The organism is Paenibacillus sp. LHD-38 (genome assembly GCF_031157315.1).
Classification (GTDB): domain Bacteria; phylum Bacillota; class Bacilli; order Paenibacillales; family Paenibacillaceae; genus Pristimantibacillus.
The window spans coordinates 49248-65855 of sequence record NZ_JAVIFU010000039.1; the positions used below are offsets into that span (position 1 = coordinate 49248).

Here is a 16608-nt window from a genome sequence, read left to right on the forward strand (position 1 = left end):
TATGACCATTCAAGAGGTTGCAATCGTTGCGGTTCCTTTTGGAAAAGGGGCCGGTACCCCCGGAGCGGAGCTTGGTCCGGCACATATTTTGCATGCAGCAGCGCTGGAGGGTAAGCTGACGGAGCTGAATATTGCTTACCGATTAGCCGGGGAAATCAGCCTGGTCTCGCCTTTGCCGCCGCTGAAGTCGGCGAATGCCAAACATTTGTCTGAAGTGCATGACATAAGCAGCAGGCTGTCGGACCGCGTATCGGACATCGTAGACGAGGGCGCATTCCCGCTCGTTCTTGGCGGTGATCACAGCATCTCGATCGGGACGGTCGCGGGACTGGCGGAGCATTATGCGAACCTTGGTGTCATTTGGTTTGATGCCCATTCGGATCTGAACACGGAGGACACAAGCCCCTCCGGCAATATCCATGGCATGTCGCTTGGCATCAGCCTTGGGCGAGGGATCCCGCTGTTGACGAGCTTGAGGGGGATTTTGCCCAAAATAAAGCCGGAGCATGTCGCGATTGTTGGCGCCAGGTCGCTCGACGCTGGGGAAAAGGCATATATTCGCTCGTTAGGCATCGCATGTTATACGATGCATGACATCGACCGGCTGGGCATTGCGCGGGTGATGGAGAAAGTCATTGGACAGATGAAGCAAACGACGGACGGCGTGCATGTCAGCTTCGATATCGACAGCCTTGATCCCATTGAGGCACCCGGTACAGGGACGCCTGTACGGGGAGGCCTCAGCTATCGGGAGGCGCATCTTGCGCTGGAGCTCCTGTTCCAGTCGGATATCGTAACATCGGCGGAGTTCGTAGAAGTCAACCCAAGCCTCGACCATAATGATCAGACGGCTAAGCTAGCTGTGGAGCTGATCGGCTCGCTGCTTGGCGAGCAGATTTTGTAAAGGATGAATCGATTCGAATGGATAGGAGGGATACGCCTATGCGGGAGCCATTTCAGAACGAACCTTTTACCGATTTTAATGTAACCGACCATATCAACGATTTTCAGGAGGCGCTGCGCAAGGTGGAGCTGGAGCTCGGCCGGGAATATATGCTAAAGATTGGGCCTGATCGTATCGAAACGATACAAAAGCGGAAATCGATTAACCCTTCGAATGTGAAGCAGATTGTGGGCATTGTATCTCAAGCAGACACGAATTTTGCGCATAAGGCCGTTCTCGCGGCTGCTGCTGCGTTTGAGGATTGGAAGAAAGTGACGCCTCCCGCCAGAGCAAGAGTGCTTTACAAGGCGGCAGCCTTGCTGAGACGGCGCAAGCATGAATTTTCTGCATGGCTCGTGTACGAAGCGGGCAAAAGCTGGGCCGAGGCCGATGGAGATACGGCCGAAGCGATTGATTTTCTGGAATTTTACGGTCGAGAAATGGAGAGACTGGCCGAGCGCCAGCCGCTGGTGCCTTTAACAGGCGAGGATAACGAGCTTGTCTACATTCCGCTTGGCGTGGGCATCATTATCCCGCCCTGGAACTTTCCGCTTGCCATACTTGCGGGCATGACGATGGCGGCAGTCGTTGCCGGTAATACCGTGGTTCTGAAGCCAGCCAGCGCTACCGCCGTCATTGCCGCCAAGTTTGTCGAGCTTCTGGACGCTGCGGGACTGCCGGACGGCGTGGTGAACTTCCTGCCGGGAGCGGGCAGCGAGGTGGGCGATTTTCTGGTGGAGCATCCATTAACCCGCTTTATCTGCTTTACGGGCTCCAGGGAGATCGGTTTGCGTATCAACGAGAAGGCGTCTATTAACCAGCAGGATCAAAGATGGATCAAACGGATCGTGGCGGAGATGGGCGGCAAGGATACGATTATCGTGGATGAGGATGCGGATCTTGATCTTGCCGCGGATGCGATTACCGCCTCCGCCTTTGGTTATGCCGGTCAGAAATGCTCCGCCTGCTCGCGGGCGGTCGTGCATGAGCTGGTCTATGAAGAGGTTATTGAGAAGGTTGTGGAAAGAACGAAGCAGCTTAAGCTTGGGAAGGCCAGCGAGCAGAGCACCGATGTGGGACCTGTCATTGATGAACGAGCTTATATGAGTATTTTAAAATATATCGAGGTTGGGCGCAGCGAAGGCGTTATCGTGCACGGAGGGACAATCGGAGACAGCAGCGGTTATTTCATTGAGCCGACGATTGTCAGGGATGTGGCCCCTTACGCGCGCATTTCCCAGGAGGAAATATTCGGGCCCGTCTTAGCCTTTATCAAAGCCGATAACTTCGATGCGGCGCTTGATATTGCGAACAATACCGAATATGGATTGACGGGCGCGGTCATCTCGCGGAACCGCAGCCGCTTGGAGCAGGCCCGCGAGCAGTTCCATGTAGGTAATCTTTATTTGAATCGGAAGTGCACGGGTGCTTTAGTCGGCGTCCATCCCTTTGGCGGCTTTAATATGTCGGGTACGGATTCGAAAGCAGGCGGACGCGATTACTTGTTGCTCTTCATGCAGGCGAAGGTTGTATCAGAGAGGTTCTAACGGTTACTTTCGAGCGGATTGGGCCAACAAGTCGCCAATCCGTTCGATTCCTCTCGTTATGTTCTCTTCGTTCACGTTCGTCACGTTTAGCTTCAATAGATTAGTTCGCTGAAAATAAGACAAGTAGTCACGATCCACAGTGTCAACGAGAATCGATTCCTTGCGTAAATGTCTGATAAGCTGCGGGACTGAAATCGTTCGATCCAGCACAATATGAGTATGGATAATCGGCTGGTTGGAGCGTTCGTATGAGAAAGCGCCGCTGCGTTGAGATGCTGCCTGCATAAGAGCCGAATCGAGAAGCTTGGCCCTTACCGCGTAGCGATCGCGAATATTGCTGCGGTGACGCTCGAACATGCCGCTTCGCAAATAGATTTCAAGCGCGGCTTGCGAGAGCATGGAGCTGTCGATGTCATTTTGTTTTTTGTACAATCGAAAGGGTTCGGCAAGGCTGTCAGGGATAACCGCGACACCGATGCGCAGGCCCGGAAATATAATTTTCGAGTAGCTTTTTAGGTAAATAACATGGGACGAGCCGTCGTAGGCAAATACCGGATCGGCCTTGCTGTCCTGCTCAAAGTCAGCCAAGTAGTCATCTTCAATAATATACACATCGTATTTGGCGGCCAGTTTGGCGAGCAGCTTCTTGTCCTCTCGCGAATAAGAGCAGCCAAGCGGATTATGAAAGCGCGGCATCGTATAAAAAAACTTAATATCCTCCGTACGAAAGAGCTCCTCCAGCCTGTCAAAATCAATCCCGTCCGCATGACGTTCAATGCCGATAACCGGCACGCGGCGCGTCTCCAAATATTCAATAAATAGATGGTAGCCGGGCTGCTCAATCAGCACTTTGTTTTTTTCATTTGGAAAAGGCATAACCGCAAGCAGCGACAGCGCCTGCTGGATTCCGGATACGATAAACACGTTCCTCTCCGGCGTGAAAACCTGATAGCTTGCTAATTGCTTGCACACGATGTCCACAAGGGAATCCATTCCTTTGGCCGTGCCGTACATGAATAAATCCTTCTGATAGGTATCGATCGCTTTATTAATGCAGTGCTGAAAGTCCAAATAAGGAAACAGTGCGGGATCGGGAGCTGCAGCGGCAAAATTCAAAACGCCGTTCGCTTCGCTTGGCGCGGTCTGGTTCCCTTTCACCACATAATAGCCGCTCTTCGGCATTGCATAGACCAGATGCCTTTTCTCAAGCTCCTCTAATGCTTTGACAATCGTGCTTATGCTGCAGCCAAAATGCTTGGCGAGCGTGCGAATGGAAGGCAGCTTTTGCCCGTCTCGATAAGGCTGCTTCGAGAGCAGCTCCTCCAGCTGGCTCATGAGCTTTAAATAGATGTACATGTGCAAGCTCCTCTCTATCCGTACCGTTTTAGTGCATTTCGAATAGTGTAGCATGCGAGGCGGAGGAGATGTGCTAAACCTGCTCTTTTCTTGAATGAAGTACATCAAATTGGACAGTGACAGTCGTTTTCGGTTTCGCTCGTTAGCAGGGGGAGACACTACGGCCGTATGTTGTTGAAGTAGAGGGAATTTCTCCTGTTATATCTATTCTGATGATGCAGCAGGATTGTTATAGATGGAAAAGCTCCAGTTAAATGGGCGGTTTTTTGGGTATTGGCGGGAAATTGTGACGATTAGCAGGAGAAGTTCCATCTAAAAGCTCATGAGTGCCACTTACGAAGGATTTAACTGGAACTTTTCCCGTTAATTGAACTAACGGATAAAAAAGCATAGCGCCGAAAGAGTCAGCTTGGAAAGTTTGGCTATACTTATTCATTACGGTGACAGGACTCCCCATGTTGGTTAGGATGAGAGAAGAATGGGAAGAGAACGAGGCAGGATGGGGGATGAACAAGTGAAAATAAATAAGCGAAAATGGATCATTGAAGCGGACATTTTTGGGATGCAAGCCGCAATGGAAGAGGGCTGGCTGAGCTCGGAAGAGCTGGTCACGCTGTACCTGGAGCGGATCGGGACACATGATCCGCTGCTTCGGTCCCTACTGGAAATCAACCCGGATGCGATTGACATCGCAAAGGCTTTGGATAAGGAACGGGGCGAGACCGGAAGCCGGGGGAGCTTGCATGGTATTCCGATTTTGCTGAAGGATAATATCGATACGCGGGATAGGCTGCACACGAGCGCAGGTTCAGTGGCGCTGGCAAACTCTTACGCCGCGGAGGATTCTGCCGTAGCTGCCAGACTGCGTGCCGCGGGTGCTGTAATACTGGGAAAAACAAATATGACCGAGTGGGCAAACTTTATGTCAGGGTCGATGTGGGCAGGCTACAGCTCCAGAGGCGGGCAGACACTTAATCCTTATGGTCCGGGGGAGCTGTTCATCGGCGGTTCGAGCTCCGGGTCAGCTGCCGCGGTTGCCGCCAATCTGGGAGCGGCTGCAATCGGAACGGAAACCTCCGGCTCGATTATCAGCCCGGCATGCCAGACAGCATTGGTCGGCATTAAGCCTACGATTGGATTAGTCAGCCGAGCAGGCATCATTCCGATTACGAACAGCCAAGATACAGCTGGACCCATGGCGAGAACGGTAACCGACGCGGCTATTCTCCTCGGAGTGATAGCAGGGGCGGATGAGCGAGACGAGGCAACCGCGGCGGGAGCGAGGCACGCGCAGCAAGACTACACATCCTTCTTGGATGCAAGCTATTTGAAGCAAGCCCGGATCGGGATTCCGCGCTTTTATTATAAAGATTTAGACGAGGACAGGTTAGCGGTCATAGAGCGAGCCATCGAGGCTTTAAAGGAATCAGGCGCCGCCATCATTGATCCCGTGGAGCTGCCTTGCGAGCAGGTTGATTGGGACTGGCATGTACTGCGGTACGAGTTCAAAAGATACCTGAATGATTATTTGGCAAAGCTGGATGAATCGGTACCCGTCCATTCGCTGCAGGAGCTGATTGCCTACAATGAAAGGTTTGCCGAAATCGCATTGAAATACGGTCAAGGCACTTTGATTTGGTCAGAGGAGACGAGCGGAACGCTGACGGAGCCGGAGTATATGGAAAGCCTGCGAAGAAATAAAGAGCTGGCCGGGAAGCAAGGCATTGACGCTGCTTTGGAGAAATATCGGTTGGATGCGCTTCTGTTCCTCGGCAACGAGGGCGGCGACGATCTTGCCGCAAGGGCGGGTTATCCTGTCATAACGGTACCCGGTGGCGATGCCGAGCAAGGAATCATAGCGCCGGGCGGCTATGTGACCAAGGGGCCGCAGGGCATTTCCTTTATCGGTACCGCCTTCAGTGAGCCGACGCTCATTAAGCTTGCATACGGATACGAGCAGGCGACGAAGCACCGGTATCCACCTTCCGCATTTAACTAATGCCTTTTAGGCCAATAAAATAGGCGCAAGCAGAGATCCTGAGGTCACATGCTTGCGCCTATTTGCTGTTTGGTCTGTTATCAGCGCCTACAGCCGGAGTTTAAACGATTTTTTTGTTAACGGATAAAGCCATTTCACGCCGCTTGGCGTAAGGGTATCCGCTACGAGATGGGATAAATAACCGAGCATCGCAACGATTGCGATCCCTTCGAGCTCAAGCTGGTTTTCCAGTCCCCAGCCGATAGCTCCCCAAATCGGGACAGCCCATACCGTATGCGTCATGCCGCGATGCTTCAGCCAGGGCACCCAAGCGGCAAACAGCCCAAAGCCGATAAGCCAGTTCATCTGATAGTAATAACCGGCATACATGACGATAATGCCGACGGCGCTGGCAAGCACATTTCGAATGACGCCTTGTTTAGCGACCAGGCCAAGCAGGAAGACAGCGCCGGCAACCCCGATGTACAAGGGGGACGGCGTGCGGTCAGTGAAGAAATAATAGCAGATGATGCCTGCAAGCAGGAAGCCTGACCACAGTGTAAACTCGCGAATAAGCTTGGATATTTTGCTGAGCTTGGTGCTTAGCATGCTGGGGCCGTCAAGATCGGCGCTTAAAGCAGAGAATCCCGCTACCGCAATGTAAATAGCGGCATTCTCCAAGGTAAAGGGAAAATAAACGGAAGCGGCGGCGCCAACAGCGGCTCCAATGGCCAAATGGGTCTTTCCTGTCATAAATCCTCCTGTGACTGACGATGTGTAGTTACGAAATTGCAGTCTATTATAGTTGTTCGCGGTTAACCTGTTCATTGCGTACCATTTGCTCCAGCTTTTCTACGAGCCGGTCATGTGACGGGTCTTTTTTGCCGAATCCGAATATCCGCTTCCGGTTTTGCTCCTTGAGCAATTGAAGCAGATAAAGCTTTTCTTTCAGCGTAAACATGTTGGCCTAGAACCTCCTATCTAATCAGCTTGCCGGTAATCGTTGTTTCCTTGCGGTAAACGCTTGGCGTCATGCCCGTGCATCTTTTGAATAACGCGTTAAAAGAATGAATGTCCCTGTAGCCGACCATCTCGGCGATGGCGCTGATTTTGAGCATAGAGCCGCGAAGCAGCTCTTGGCTTTTTTGGATGCGTAAATTTTGCAGGTAGCGGTAGAAGCTCTGCTTCGTATGCTGCATAAAAAGCCGCTGCAGATGCCGCTCGCTCCAGCCGCTTGCCTCCGCAAGCTTAGCAAGCGTCAGCTCCTGATTGTAATGCTGATCCAGCTCATTCAACAGCATATGAAAAGACGTTTGCTGCGCAGCCTGTGCCAGGTTGTCATGCTCCATCGAGCGCTGCAGCGTAACGAGCAGCTGCAGCAGCAGGGAATGCAAGTAATCCGATGAGCCGGTCCGAGGAAGCTCATATTCACGGTGCATCGATCGAAACAGCTTCTCGAATTCGTCATTATTATCCATGCAGGAATAATACGGACAATGCCCGTTCTCCATATCATTCAAAAGCTGCGCGAGGCGGTAATCCGAAGCGAATGCACTAAGCTTATGCAGCAGCAGCGGAGAAAAGACGCAGTTGAATACGCCTAAAGGGCTGCTCTTTTTGTTTGTGGAAAGCGGTCGAAACACATGCGAAATACCGATGGGAATGAAAAATACCTGTCCTTTGCTCACCTTATGTACTTGATCCCCGATGTGATGGTAGCCCGTTCCTTCAGCAATATATACGCATTCAAGAAAATCATGATCATGATAAGGGCTCATAATGCTTTCGACGGCGCGATTGACGTAGAGCAGCAGGTTCTTCTGAAAAAAGTGCTCGCCACGGTACGTTTCTACGGGATGGTTCATGCAGCGCTCTCCCCAAAGAAAAATTTTTAGCCTCATGCGGAAATGTCCGGATTACCCCATACTTTTGTCCTTTTCACCTGTAAATAATTTAAACGGCTTTCATATAATTATAGAGGAAAGCAACGTGGCAAGGAAGGCGAACACTCGATAAATGACGCGGGCACGGATAGGAAACTAGCAAAGTGCAGCAGTATAAACGAACTTTAGGAGGAATATAGCATGTTCGAGACGAGAGGACTGCGCTGTGAGTATCAGGAAAATCCGATTGGAATCGGTGTGGCAAGGCCTCGGCTGAGCTGGAAGCTGCAATCGGATGAGCGCGGGGTAAGCCAGATTGCCTATGAAATCGAGATAGCCGGCGATGCGGAATTTGCTTCTGTCATTTGGAAGTCGGGGCGGGTGGATTCTGATCAATCGGTGCTTGTGGAGCTGCAAGCCTTTCAAGCGGAATCATGCAAGCGCTATTACTACCGCGTTCGGGCATGGAATCAATTGGGGGAGCATTCACCGTGGTCAGAGACGGCCTTCTGGGAGATGGGGTTGCTCAGCCCGGAAGAATGGTCAGCGGAATGGATTGCCGCGCCGCTTGCGCTGCTGCCTGTCGAAGCCGAGCCCTCACCGCTGCTAAGAAAGAGTTTCAAGCTTGCAGGAACGGTGAAAGAAGCGCGGCTGTATGCGACTGCACTGGGGCTTTATGAGCTGGAGCTTAATGGACGGCGGGTGGGCGACTGTTATTTTACGCCTGGCTGGACGAGCTACAACCATACTTTGCAGACGCAGACGTATGATGTGACAGCGCTGCTAGAGTCAGGAGAAAATGCGATAGGTGCTTGGCTTGGCAATGGATGGTATAAAGGGAATTTGGCATGGGGCAATCAGCGCTGCTTGTATGGCGATCAATTGGCGCTGCTGCTGCAGCTGCGGGTTGTGTATTCCGACGGCACGGAGGAGCTGATCGTTTCGGATGACAGCTGGAAGGCTGCTGTCGGTTCGATCCAGCTGTCGGAGATTTATCACGGTGAAACCTACGATGCGCGCCTTGAACGGAAGGGCTGGAGCACAGCTGCCTATGAAGAAAACGGAGAAGGCTGGCAACCCGCCGTTGTGATCGAGCATGGGCTGGAGATGCTGAAGCCGCAAATAAATGAGCCGGTACGCAAGCAAGAGAGATTAAAGCCGATTGCCCTGTTCACGACCCCGAAGGGAGAGCGGGTGCTTGATTTTGGCCAAAACATGGTCGGCTGGGTTCAATTTGAGGTAGAGGGAACGGCAGGAACGGAGGTAACGCTGCTGCACGCCGAGGTTCTGGATAATGAGGGCAATTTCTACACCGAAAATTTGCGGGCGGCCAAGCAGAGCATCAGCTACGTACTAAGGGGCGGAGAGCGTGAATCCTTCGAACCGCGGTTTACCTTCCAAGGTTTCCGTTACGTGCAGCTGCTCGGGTTCCCGGAGGAGCTGGAGCTGGATGATTTTACAGGCGTTGTTCTGCATTCGGATATGGAGGAAACGGGGCATTTCGCATGCTCGGAGCCGCTCGTCAATCAGCTTCAGCACAACATCAAATGGGGCTTAAAGGGCAACTTTCTTGACGTGCCGACCGATTGTCCGCAGCGAGATGAACGGCTAGGCTGGACGGGCGACGCACAAATGTTCATTCAGACGGCCTCCTATTTAACGAACGTTGCTCCTTTCTTCACCAAGTGGCTGCGCGATTTGGAGTCCGAACAAGGCGAGGATGGCGGCGTTCCATTCGTTATTCCCCATGTGCTGAAAGAGCAGGATCAATCCTCGGCGGCTTGGGGTGACGCGGCTGTTATTTGTCCATGGACCCTTTATGTTTGTTACGGCGACAAACGAATTTTGGAACAGCAATTTGAAAGTATGGCGGCATGGGTTTCGTATATTCGTCGACAGGGCGAAAACGAGTTTTTGTGGAATACGGGCTTTCACTTTGGCGACTGGCTTGGGCTCGATGCTAAATCCGGCGATTACATAGGCGCAACGGATCGCGATTTCATAGCGACGGCCTTTTATGCGTACTCGGTATCACTTGTTCGGAAGACGGCTGCGATCCTGAATAAATCTGAGGCCGAGGCGGAATATCAGCAGCTTTATGACCGAATCGTATCCGCATTCCGGGAGAAATTCGTAACGGCATCGGGGAGGCTCGCCGTTCCGACGCAAACGGCTCAAGTGCTTGCCCTGATGTTTGGCTTGCTTGACGAGACTGCCGAGAAACGGGCCATCGAGAAGCTGTCCGAGCTGCTGAAGCAAAGTGATTTCCATCTGACGACCGGCTTCGTGGGCACGCCATATTTAAACCATGTGCTCAGCGCTTACGGCCAGAACGAGATTGCCTATAAGCTGCTGCTTCAACAGACCTATCCATCTTGGCTTTACCCGGTGACGAAGGGCGCAACGACCATTTGGGAGCATTGGGACGGAATCAAGGAGGATGGAAGCTTCTGGAGCAAGGATATGAACTCGTTCAACCACTATGCGTACGGCGCCATTGGTGATTGGATGTACCGGACGGCAGCAGGCATTCAAACGGTGGAAACAGCTCCGGGCTACAAACAGATTATCATTGCGCCGCAGCCTGGCGAGGGGCTGACCTGGGCCGAAGGAAGCTTGGAAACCCTGTACGGAACCGTCAGCTCTAAATGGAACAAATCAGAGAACGGAGCCTATACGCTGGACGTGACCATACCGCCGAATGCGACGGCAAATATTCGGCTGCCGGACACAACGGCTGAATCCAAGGTTACCGAGAGCGGCGCCGCGCTCAGCGAAGCTGCGGGAATAAATGCGGTACATGCGGCGGCGGATGGCCTTACAATCACGGCTGGATCAGGCAGCTATCGGTTAGCGTGGTAGGGAATTCTTGCACGGCATAGGCAGCAGGCAGCGGATCAGGCTCACCCCCTTACTCTAAAACATGTTATAATGTGCTTCAGGACAAATAGGGTTGGTGGGATGAAAAATGGATATTCAAGTTGCCGCGGCATGTGATGATACATGCGCAGGCTCTGAGGTAAACATAGAGAATGTAAAAAGCAAATTGATTCCGGAGACAACCGCTGCCCAGCTGGCAGATCTGTTCAAGGCGCTGGGCGACCCGACGCGGGTGAAGATGATCCATGCGCTCGTCCAATCAGAGCTCTGCGTTCACGACCTGACTGAAGTGCTCTCGATGGGTCAATCAGCGGTTTCCCATCAGCTGCGGCTGCTGCGGAATATGCGTATCGTAAAGCGGAGAAAGGTCGGCAAAACGGTTTTCTACTCGCTTGATGACGATCATGTGGAACAAATCTTTTTACTGACGCTTCAGCATTTAAAGCATGAATAATAGATTCTGGAAAGGCTGCTCTTCAGGTTAATTACCTGTTGGGCAGCCTTTTTTTGAGGAAAACAGTCGTGCATTTAGTTGTAGGGACAAAATGTTATTTATTTTTAGTAAAAAAACAGTATAATTTTACTTATCTCATCCGTTCTATTGTCATGGATCAAGAAATCTGGCATATTGAAAGTAACGAGGGCTTTGAGGCGCGCTTTGGCTCTTGCATAGCGCGGCCGCGGCCTGCAGGAAGGAACGGCGTATGGCTACGATAAAGGATATCGCACAAAAAGCAAAGGTTTCAATCGCAACCGTATCGCGGGTGCTTAATTATGATCCCGGCATTTCGGTAACGGACGAGACGCGCAAACGGATATTTGAAGCTGCGCAGCATTTAAATTACAAGACACTGCGCCAGCGTAACGGCTTGGCGGTCAAAGATCGTTACCGGGTCGGACTTGTGAACTGGTACTCCGACCAGGAAGAAATGCTTGATCCGTATTATTTGGCTATTCGGCTTGGGATCGAGCGGGAATGCTTCCAGCGGCAAATGGATCTGGTTAAATTGTTTTTGCGGGGAGAACCTGCAGGGAAAGAGTGGCCTGGGGAATCGTTTGACGGCATGATCGCGATCGGCCGCTTCGAGAAGGAAGACTTGGATCGTTTTCCAGAAGGTCTGGAAAATATTATATTTGTCGATTCGTCTCCTGATGATAACCGGTTCGACTCGGTCGTGATCGATTTGCGGAAGTCGGTTTCAGAAGTCATCGATTATTTAATTGGGCTTGGCCATACGTCGATCGGCTATATAGGCGGGCATAACTTCGTAAACAATAAACGCGTGCGCGATGAGCGCGAGCTTGTATTCATGGAGCGGCTTTCCGCTGAAGGGCTGTTCAATGCCGAGCTGATTTTTACGGGCGAACATTTATATTCCGAGGAAGGCTATAAGCTGATGAAGCAGGCGATAGCCGAAGAAAAGCTGCCAACGGCTTTTTTTATCGAAAATGATTCGATGGCAGTCGGTGCGCTAAGGGCGCTCCATGAAGCGAAGCTGCGGGTGCCGCAAGATATTTCAATTGTGGGCTACAACGATATTGCGATTTCGGCCTTTTTGCAGCCGCCGCTTACGACGGTAAAGGTCCATATGGAGCATATGGGCGAGACGGCGGTCGAGCTGCTGGCGGATCGATTGGCTGCGAAGCGGGAAATAGCGAAGAAGATTGTATTGCCGACGAGGCTTCAAGAGCGTGAGAGCAGCGGTAAACCGACGCAGCTGTAAACGGTAATAAGCGGTGTCATATAGGATGAATGGCAGTCGAATTTGAGCGGAGGTGGCAGGCTTTGTCATTGTTGCTGAACGGACAAAATGTACTGCCGGCGGTTCATAAGCTGAAAGATGTGGAGGCTGTTCTTGCCTCCCCTTTTTCATATATGGTGCTGCTGGGCGGGCATTTGGGACAACTGAAAAATATCGTTGACTTAACAAATCAGCATGGGAAAAAGGTACTGCTGCACGCCGACCTGATCGACGGCTTGAAAAACGACGAATATGCGGCTGAGTTTCTTTGCCAATCCATACGACCAGCAGGCATTATCTCTACACGCTCAAGCGTGATCGGACGTACGAAACAGAATGGACTTATTGCGATACAAAGGCTCTTTCTAATCGATTCGGATGCGTTAGAGCGAAGCTACACGGTGCTGGACAAGAATCGCCCCGACTTCATTGAGGTGCTGCCGGGGGTTATACCGGATATTATAAGCGAGGTTAAGCAGCGGAGCGGTATTCCAATTATTGCGGGCGGCCTTATCCGAACGCAAGAGCATGTCAAGCAGGCGATTGAAGCGGGTGCTTCAGCGATAACGACATCGCGGAAGGAGCTGTGGAAGCCTGCGGAGTAAAGCAAGAATGAATGGATGAAGGAGGAATAGGAATGGAAACTTATATGCTTTCGCTTGATCAAGGAACAACAAGCACGAGGGCGCTGCTCGTCGATCGAAGCGGAGCTATCGTTAATATGGCTCGCGAGGAGCTTCCGCTCCACTACCCGCATCCGGGGTGGGTCGAGGCGGACGCGTTGTTTATATGGGAATCGACGAAGAAGGTAATCGCCGAGGTTATGGCCAAAACAGGCATAACCGCTGACCAAATAGCAGGAATCGGAATTACGAATCAACGGGAAACGACGGTTGTGTGGGATAAAGCCACGGGCCAGCCGGTGTATAATGCCATCGTATGGCAATCCCGTCAAACGGCAGGCATCAGCGACAGGCTTAAGCAAGATGGCTATGAGCAAGCCTTCCATGAGAAGACCGGTCTGCTTATCGATGCTTATTTTTCAGGTACGAAGGTGAACTGGCTGCTGGAGCAGGTCGAGGGATCAAGGGAGCGCGCCGAGAATGGTGAGCTGTTATTCGGTACGATCGATACTTGGCTCATATGGAATCTGACGGGCCGGGCGGTGCATGTAACGGATGTATCCAATGCGGCTCGAACGCTAATGTTTAACATTCATGAGCGCTGCTGGGATGACGAGCTGCTTCGAATTTTGCAGGTTCCAAAAGCGATGCTGCCAGAAGTTCGTTCATCTTCAGAAATTTATGGTCAGCTGGATGAGAAGCTGTTTGGCTGCTGCATACCTGTGGCCGGAGCGGCTGGCGATCAGCAGGCAGCGTTATTCGGCCAAAATGCATATGAAGAAGGAAGCACGAAAAACACATACGGCACCGGCTGTTTTATGCTTATGAATACAGGCACAAAAGCGATTGTATCCGAGAAAGGGCTGCTAACGACGATTGCTTGGGAGGTAGACGGCAAGCTCGAGTATGCGCTTGAAGGCAGCGTATTTGTCGCTGGAGCTGCCATTCAGTGGCTTCGTGACGGTTTAGAGCTCATCGAATCGGCCTCTGAGACGGAAGGGCTTGCAGAGCAGGTCGAATCTGCGGATGGTGTTTATGTCGTTCCTGCTTTCGTTGGGTTAGGAACGCCTTATTGGAACAGCGATGTCCGAGGAGCCGTTTTCGGTTTGACGCGGGGAACGTCGAAGGCACATTTTGTTCGCGCGGTTTTGGAATCCTTGGCTTATCAGACCAAGGATGTGTTATCCGTTATGGAACAGGAATCAGGCTTGCCGCTGCAATCGCTGTCAGTGGACGGCGGAGCGGTGAATAATAATTTACTCATGCAATTCCAAAGCGATCTTCTCGGCGTGCCGGTAGAGCGTCCGGTTATCAATGAGTCCACTGCGCTTGGCGCTGCGTATTTGGCGGGGCTTGCGGTTGGATTCTGGAAAAACCGTCAGGAGCTGGCGGAGCTGAGACAGGTCGATAAAGTATTTGTCCCGGCGATGGAGGATGAGAAGCGTGATGCTCTATACGCCGGCTGGCATCGTGCGGTCAAAGCGGCCATGGCTTTTGCGCAATAATTATGCTATAATGTACCCAAGTTAATAACGGTTGGAGACCAGGAGAAACCACGATGACCGCTTCCAAACCCCTTTAGGGGGCCTCGGAAGCGGTTTGAGTGGTTTTTTTGTTTATATATAAGAATTTATATGTTTTCACTTATAAATGTGCTTATATATCACCGCGAAACGTCAGCTTTTGCCACAGAGGACGGCGACAGCCGTTTACGCTTGATATTTTGGGATATTCGCGAGTAGCCGGCGGCATCTGGCAGAACACTAACAATAATAGGACCGGGAGGAAACAAGAATGAAGAACGATCAGAAAAAAGCAAGCTTTGCTGCGCAAAGCCGGGAGCAAGTGCTGGCGGAAATGCAGCATTCGCAGATAGATATATTAGTGATAGGCGGCGGTATTACGGGAGCGGGCATCGCGCTTGACGCCGCGGCTCGAGGAATGAAGGTTGCGCTGGTGGAAATGCAGGATTTTGCGGCGGGGACTTCAAGCCGTTCAACGAAGCTTGTTCACGGCGGTTTGCGTTATTTGAAGCAGCTGGAAATTGGCGTAGTGGCAGAGGTCGGCAAGGAGCGGGCTATCGTATACGAGAACGGGCCGCATGTGACGACGCCGGAATGGATGCTGCTGCCGCTTTATAAAGGCGGTACCTTTGGCAAATTTTCGACATCGATCGGCTTGCGGGTATATGACTTTTTGGCAGGAGTAAAAAGAAAAGAGCGCCGCAAGATGCTGAGCGCAGCCGATACGCTGTCGAAGGAGCCTCTTTTGAAGCGCGATGGCTTGAAGGGCGGCGGCTATTATGTGGAATATCGTACGGATGATGCGCGGCTGACGATTGAAGTCATGAAGAAGGCAGTGGAAAGAGGCGCTTTGTCGGTCAATTATGCGAAGGTGGAGACGCTGCGTTACGGCAAGGATAATAAAATAACGGGCGCGTTGGTTAAAGACACCGTTAGCGGTAAATCATATGAGCTTACGGCGACTAAGATTATAAATGCAACCGGCCCTTGGGTAGATGATATCCGTGAAATGGACGGCTCCAAGAAAGGGAAAACGCTTCGCCTGACCAAAGGAGTTCATCTTGTATTTGATAAAAGCAGATTTCCTTTGCGGCAAGCGGTTTACTTTGATACGCCGGATGGCCGCATGGTGTTCGCGATTCCACGCGCAGGAAAAACTTATTTCGGTACAACCGATACCAACTATAAAGGGAATGCGGTTAATCCTGTCATGACGCTTGAAGATCGCACTTATCTGCTTAAGGCGGTAAACTTTATGTTTCCCGAGCTGAAGCTGGTCGAAGCCGATGTGGAATCAAGCTGGGCAGGTCTTCGTCCCCTTATCCAGCAGGAAGGAAAGTCGCCTTCGGAAATATCCCGGCGGGATGAAATTTTCGTATCGGAATCCGGCTTGATTTCAATTGCAGGAGGCAAGCTGACAGGCTATCGCAAAATGGCGGAGACGGTCGTCGATAAGGTCGTCGAGCTGCTGGGTCAGGAAGGCAGCACTGTTCATTTTGCCAAAAGCAAAACCAAGACGATTCCGATGTCAGGCGGAGACTTAGGCGGATCAAACGGTTTTGAGCCCTTTGTGCGGAAGAAAACAGCCGAAGGCGCCCAATATGGATTTACGAAGGAAGAGTCGGCTTATCTAGCGGAACGCTACGGTTCTAATGTCGATCAACTCTTCGCGATGTCGCAGAGCACGGCGGAATGGGCTGCTGCTTTTGAACTCCCGCGAGTACTGGCGGTTCAACTGCGCTATTCTCTAGAAGCGGAAATGACGGTGAAGCCCGTAGATTTCTTCATTCGCCGTACTGGCGATTTGTTCTTCAGAATCGGATACGTGAAGCAGTGGAAGGAAGCGGTTATTGCTGCAATGGCGGATCGTCTCGGCTGGAGCGGGGAGCAGCACGCTGTTTATACAGCGGAGCTTGAGGAAAAGCTGGTAGAAGCCGTTGAGCCGCTGCGCAGCTAACCGAATGATTAATTGGGGTTGTACTACTATTTGATAAAAAAGCTGAGGCGCAGAAATGAGAGCCCTGCAAAAGCCTTGCTTTTGAGTAAAAGTAAGCTTCAAATTGGAAATGTTATCGCGGAAACTAAAAAAGCAGCTCGTCCCTCATCCGAGGGCGGGCTGCTTTTGCTCTATCA

13 protein-coding genes are annotated in these 16608 nt (G+C 51.6%); 9 read left to right on the top strand and 4 right to left on the bottom strand.

The window, feature by feature from the left end; genetic code table 11:
• The first annotated feature begins 1 nt into the window (after position 1).
• Together rocF and pruA are read left to right on the top strand one after the other, a co-directional pair.
• On the top strand, positions 2-904 hold the full coding sequence (gene rocF, locus RCO25_RS25770) for an arginase (RefSeq protein ID WP_308998945.1): 903 nt from the start codon (positions 2-4) through the stop codon (positions 902-904).
• A 38-nt stretch (positions 905-942) separates the two neighbouring features.
• Entirely contained in the window at positions 943-2490 is a 1548-nt protein-coding gene (gene pruA, locus RCO25_RS25775) for an L-glutamate gamma-semialdehyde dehydrogenase (RefSeq protein ID WP_308998946.1), read from the top strand.
• 3 nt (positions 2491-2493) lie between these two features.
• Here pruA and RCO25_RS25780 read toward each other — a convergent pair whose 3' ends face one another.
• The gene (locus RCO25_RS25780; protein ID WP_308998947.1) at positions 2494-3846 is read right to left on the bottom strand and encodes an aminotransferase-like domain-containing protein; all 1353 of its coding nucleotides are present in this window, start codon (positions 3844-3846) and stop codon (positions 2494-2496) included.
• A gap of 478 nt (positions 3847-4324) precedes the next feature.
• Between RCO25_RS25780 and RCO25_RS25785 the strand changes: the two genes are divergently transcribed.
• A complete protein-coding gene (locus tag RCO25_RS25785) occupies positions 4325-5845 on the top strand; it encodes an amidase family protein (RefSeq protein ID WP_308998948.1) in 1521 nt (506 codons plus the stop codon).
• An 87-nt stretch (positions 5846-5932) separates the two neighbouring features.
• On the opposite strand, the gene RCO25_RS25790 is transcribed toward RCO25_RS25785, so the two are convergent.
• The 3 genes from RCO25_RS25790 to RCO25_RS25800 are packed head-to-tail and all read right to left on the bottom strand — an operon-like array spanning position 5933 to position 7689.
• A complete protein-coding gene (locus tag RCO25_RS25790; protein ID WP_308998949.1) occupies positions 5933-6577 on the bottom strand; it encodes a metal-dependent hydrolase in 645 nt (214 codons plus the stop codon).
• Between the two features lie 46 nt (positions 6578-6623).
• A complete protein-coding gene (locus RCO25_RS25795) occupies positions 6624-6785 on the bottom strand; it encodes a hypothetical protein (protein ID WP_308998950.1) in 162 nt (53 codons plus the stop codon).
• A gap of 16 nt (positions 6786-6801) precedes the next feature.
• The gene (locus tag RCO25_RS25800; RefSeq protein ID WP_308998951.1) at positions 6802-7689 is read right to left on the bottom strand and encodes a helix-turn-helix domain-containing protein; all 888 of its coding nucleotides are present in this window, start codon (positions 7687-7689) and stop codon (positions 6802-6804) included.
• 219 nt (positions 7690-7908) lie between these two features.
• Here RCO25_RS25800 and RCO25_RS25805 point away from each other — a divergent pair, with 219 nt between their 5' ends.
• The 6 genes from RCO25_RS25805 to RCO25_RS25830 all read left to right on the top strand — a co-directional run bounded on the left by RCO25_RS25805 (position 7909) and on the right by RCO25_RS25830 (position 16432).
• Positions 7909-10569 (top strand): family 78 glycoside hydrolase catalytic domain, encoded by a 2661-nt coding sequence (locus RCO25_RS25805; RefSeq protein ID WP_308998952.1) that lies wholly within the window; start codon positions 7909-7911, stop codon positions 10567-10569.
• Positions 10570-10675: 106 nt separating this feature from the next.
• A complete protein-coding gene (locus RCO25_RS25810; RefSeq protein ID WP_308998953.1) occupies positions 10676-11041 on the top strand; it encodes an ArsR/SmtB family transcription factor in 366 nt (121 codons plus the stop codon).
• A 250-nt stretch (positions 11042-11291) separates the two neighbouring features.
• Positions 11292-12311 carry a LacI family DNA-binding transcriptional regulator gene (locus RCO25_RS25815; protein WP_308998954.1) on the top strand — a complete coding sequence of 340 codons (1020 nt, stop codon included), beginning with the start codon at positions 11292-11294 and terminating at the stop codon, positions 12309-12311.
• A gap of 68 nt (positions 12312-12379) precedes the next feature.
• On the top strand, positions 12380-12934 hold the full coding sequence (locus RCO25_RS25820; protein WP_308998958.1) for a glycerol-3-phosphate responsive antiterminator: 555 nt from the start codon (positions 12380-12382) through the stop codon (positions 12932-12934).
• 32 nt (positions 12935-12966) lie between these two features.
• Positions 12967-14457 carry a glycerol kinase GlpK gene (gene glpK / locus RCO25_RS25825; RefSeq protein ID WP_308998955.1) on the top strand — a complete coding sequence of 497 codons (1491 nt, stop codon included), beginning with the start codon at positions 12967-12969 and terminating at the stop codon, positions 14455-14457.
• A 289-nt stretch (positions 14458-14746) separates the two neighbouring features.
• Entirely contained in the window at positions 14747-16432 is a 1686-nt protein-coding gene (locus tag RCO25_RS25830; protein ID WP_308998956.1) for a glycerol-3-phosphate dehydrogenase/oxidase, read from the top strand.
• Positions 16433-16608 lie beyond the last annotated feature (176 nt).

Excerpts from the sequence above, each read along its gene's own strand:
- rocF (WP_308998945.1), top strand. The coding sequence starts at position 2 with ATGACCATTCAAGAGGTTGCAATCGTTGCGGTTCCTTTTGGAAAAGGG.
- pruA (WP_308998946.1), top strand. The coding sequence starts at position 943 with ATGCGGGAGCCATTTCAGAACGAACCTTTTACCGATTTTAATGTAACC.
- RCO25_RS25780 (WP_308998947.1), bottom strand. The coding sequence starts at position 3,846 with ATGTACATCTATTTAAAGCTCATGAGCCAGCTGGAGGAGCTGCTCTCG.
- RCO25_RS25785 (WP_308998948.1), top strand. The coding sequence starts at position 4,325 with ATGGGAAGAGAACGAGGCAGGATGGGGGATGAACAAGTGAAAATAAAT.
- RCO25_RS25790 (WP_308998949.1), bottom strand. The coding sequence starts at position 6,577 with ATGACAGGAAAGACCCATTTGGCCATTGGAGCCGCTGTTGGCGCCGCC.
- RCO25_RS25795 (WP_308998950.1), bottom strand. The coding sequence starts at position 6,785 with ATGTTTACGCTGAAAGAAAAGCTTTATCTGCTTCAATTGCTCAAGGAG.
- RCO25_RS25800 (WP_308998951.1), bottom strand. The coding sequence starts at position 7,689 with ATGAACCATCCCGTAGAAACGTACCGTGGCGAGCACTTTTTTCAGAAG.
- RCO25_RS25805 (WP_308998952.1), top strand. The coding sequence starts at position 7,909 with ATGTTCGAGACGAGAGGACTGCGCTGTGAGTATCAGGAAAATCCGATT.
- RCO25_RS25810 (WP_308998953.1), top strand. The coding sequence starts at position 10,676 with ATGGATATTCAAGTTGCCGCGGCATGTGATGATACATGCGCAGGCTCT.
- RCO25_RS25815 (WP_308998954.1), top strand. The coding sequence starts at position 11,292 with ATGGCTACGATAAAGGATATCGCACAAAAAGCAAAGGTTTCAATCGCA.
- glpK (WP_308998955.1), top strand. The coding sequence starts at position 12,967 with ATGGAAACTTATATGCTTTCGCTTGATCAAGGAACAACAAGCACGAGG.
- RCO25_RS25830 (WP_308998956.1), top strand. The coding sequence starts at position 14,747 with ATGAAGAACGATCAGAAAAAAGCAAGCTTTGCTGCGCAAAGCCGGGAG.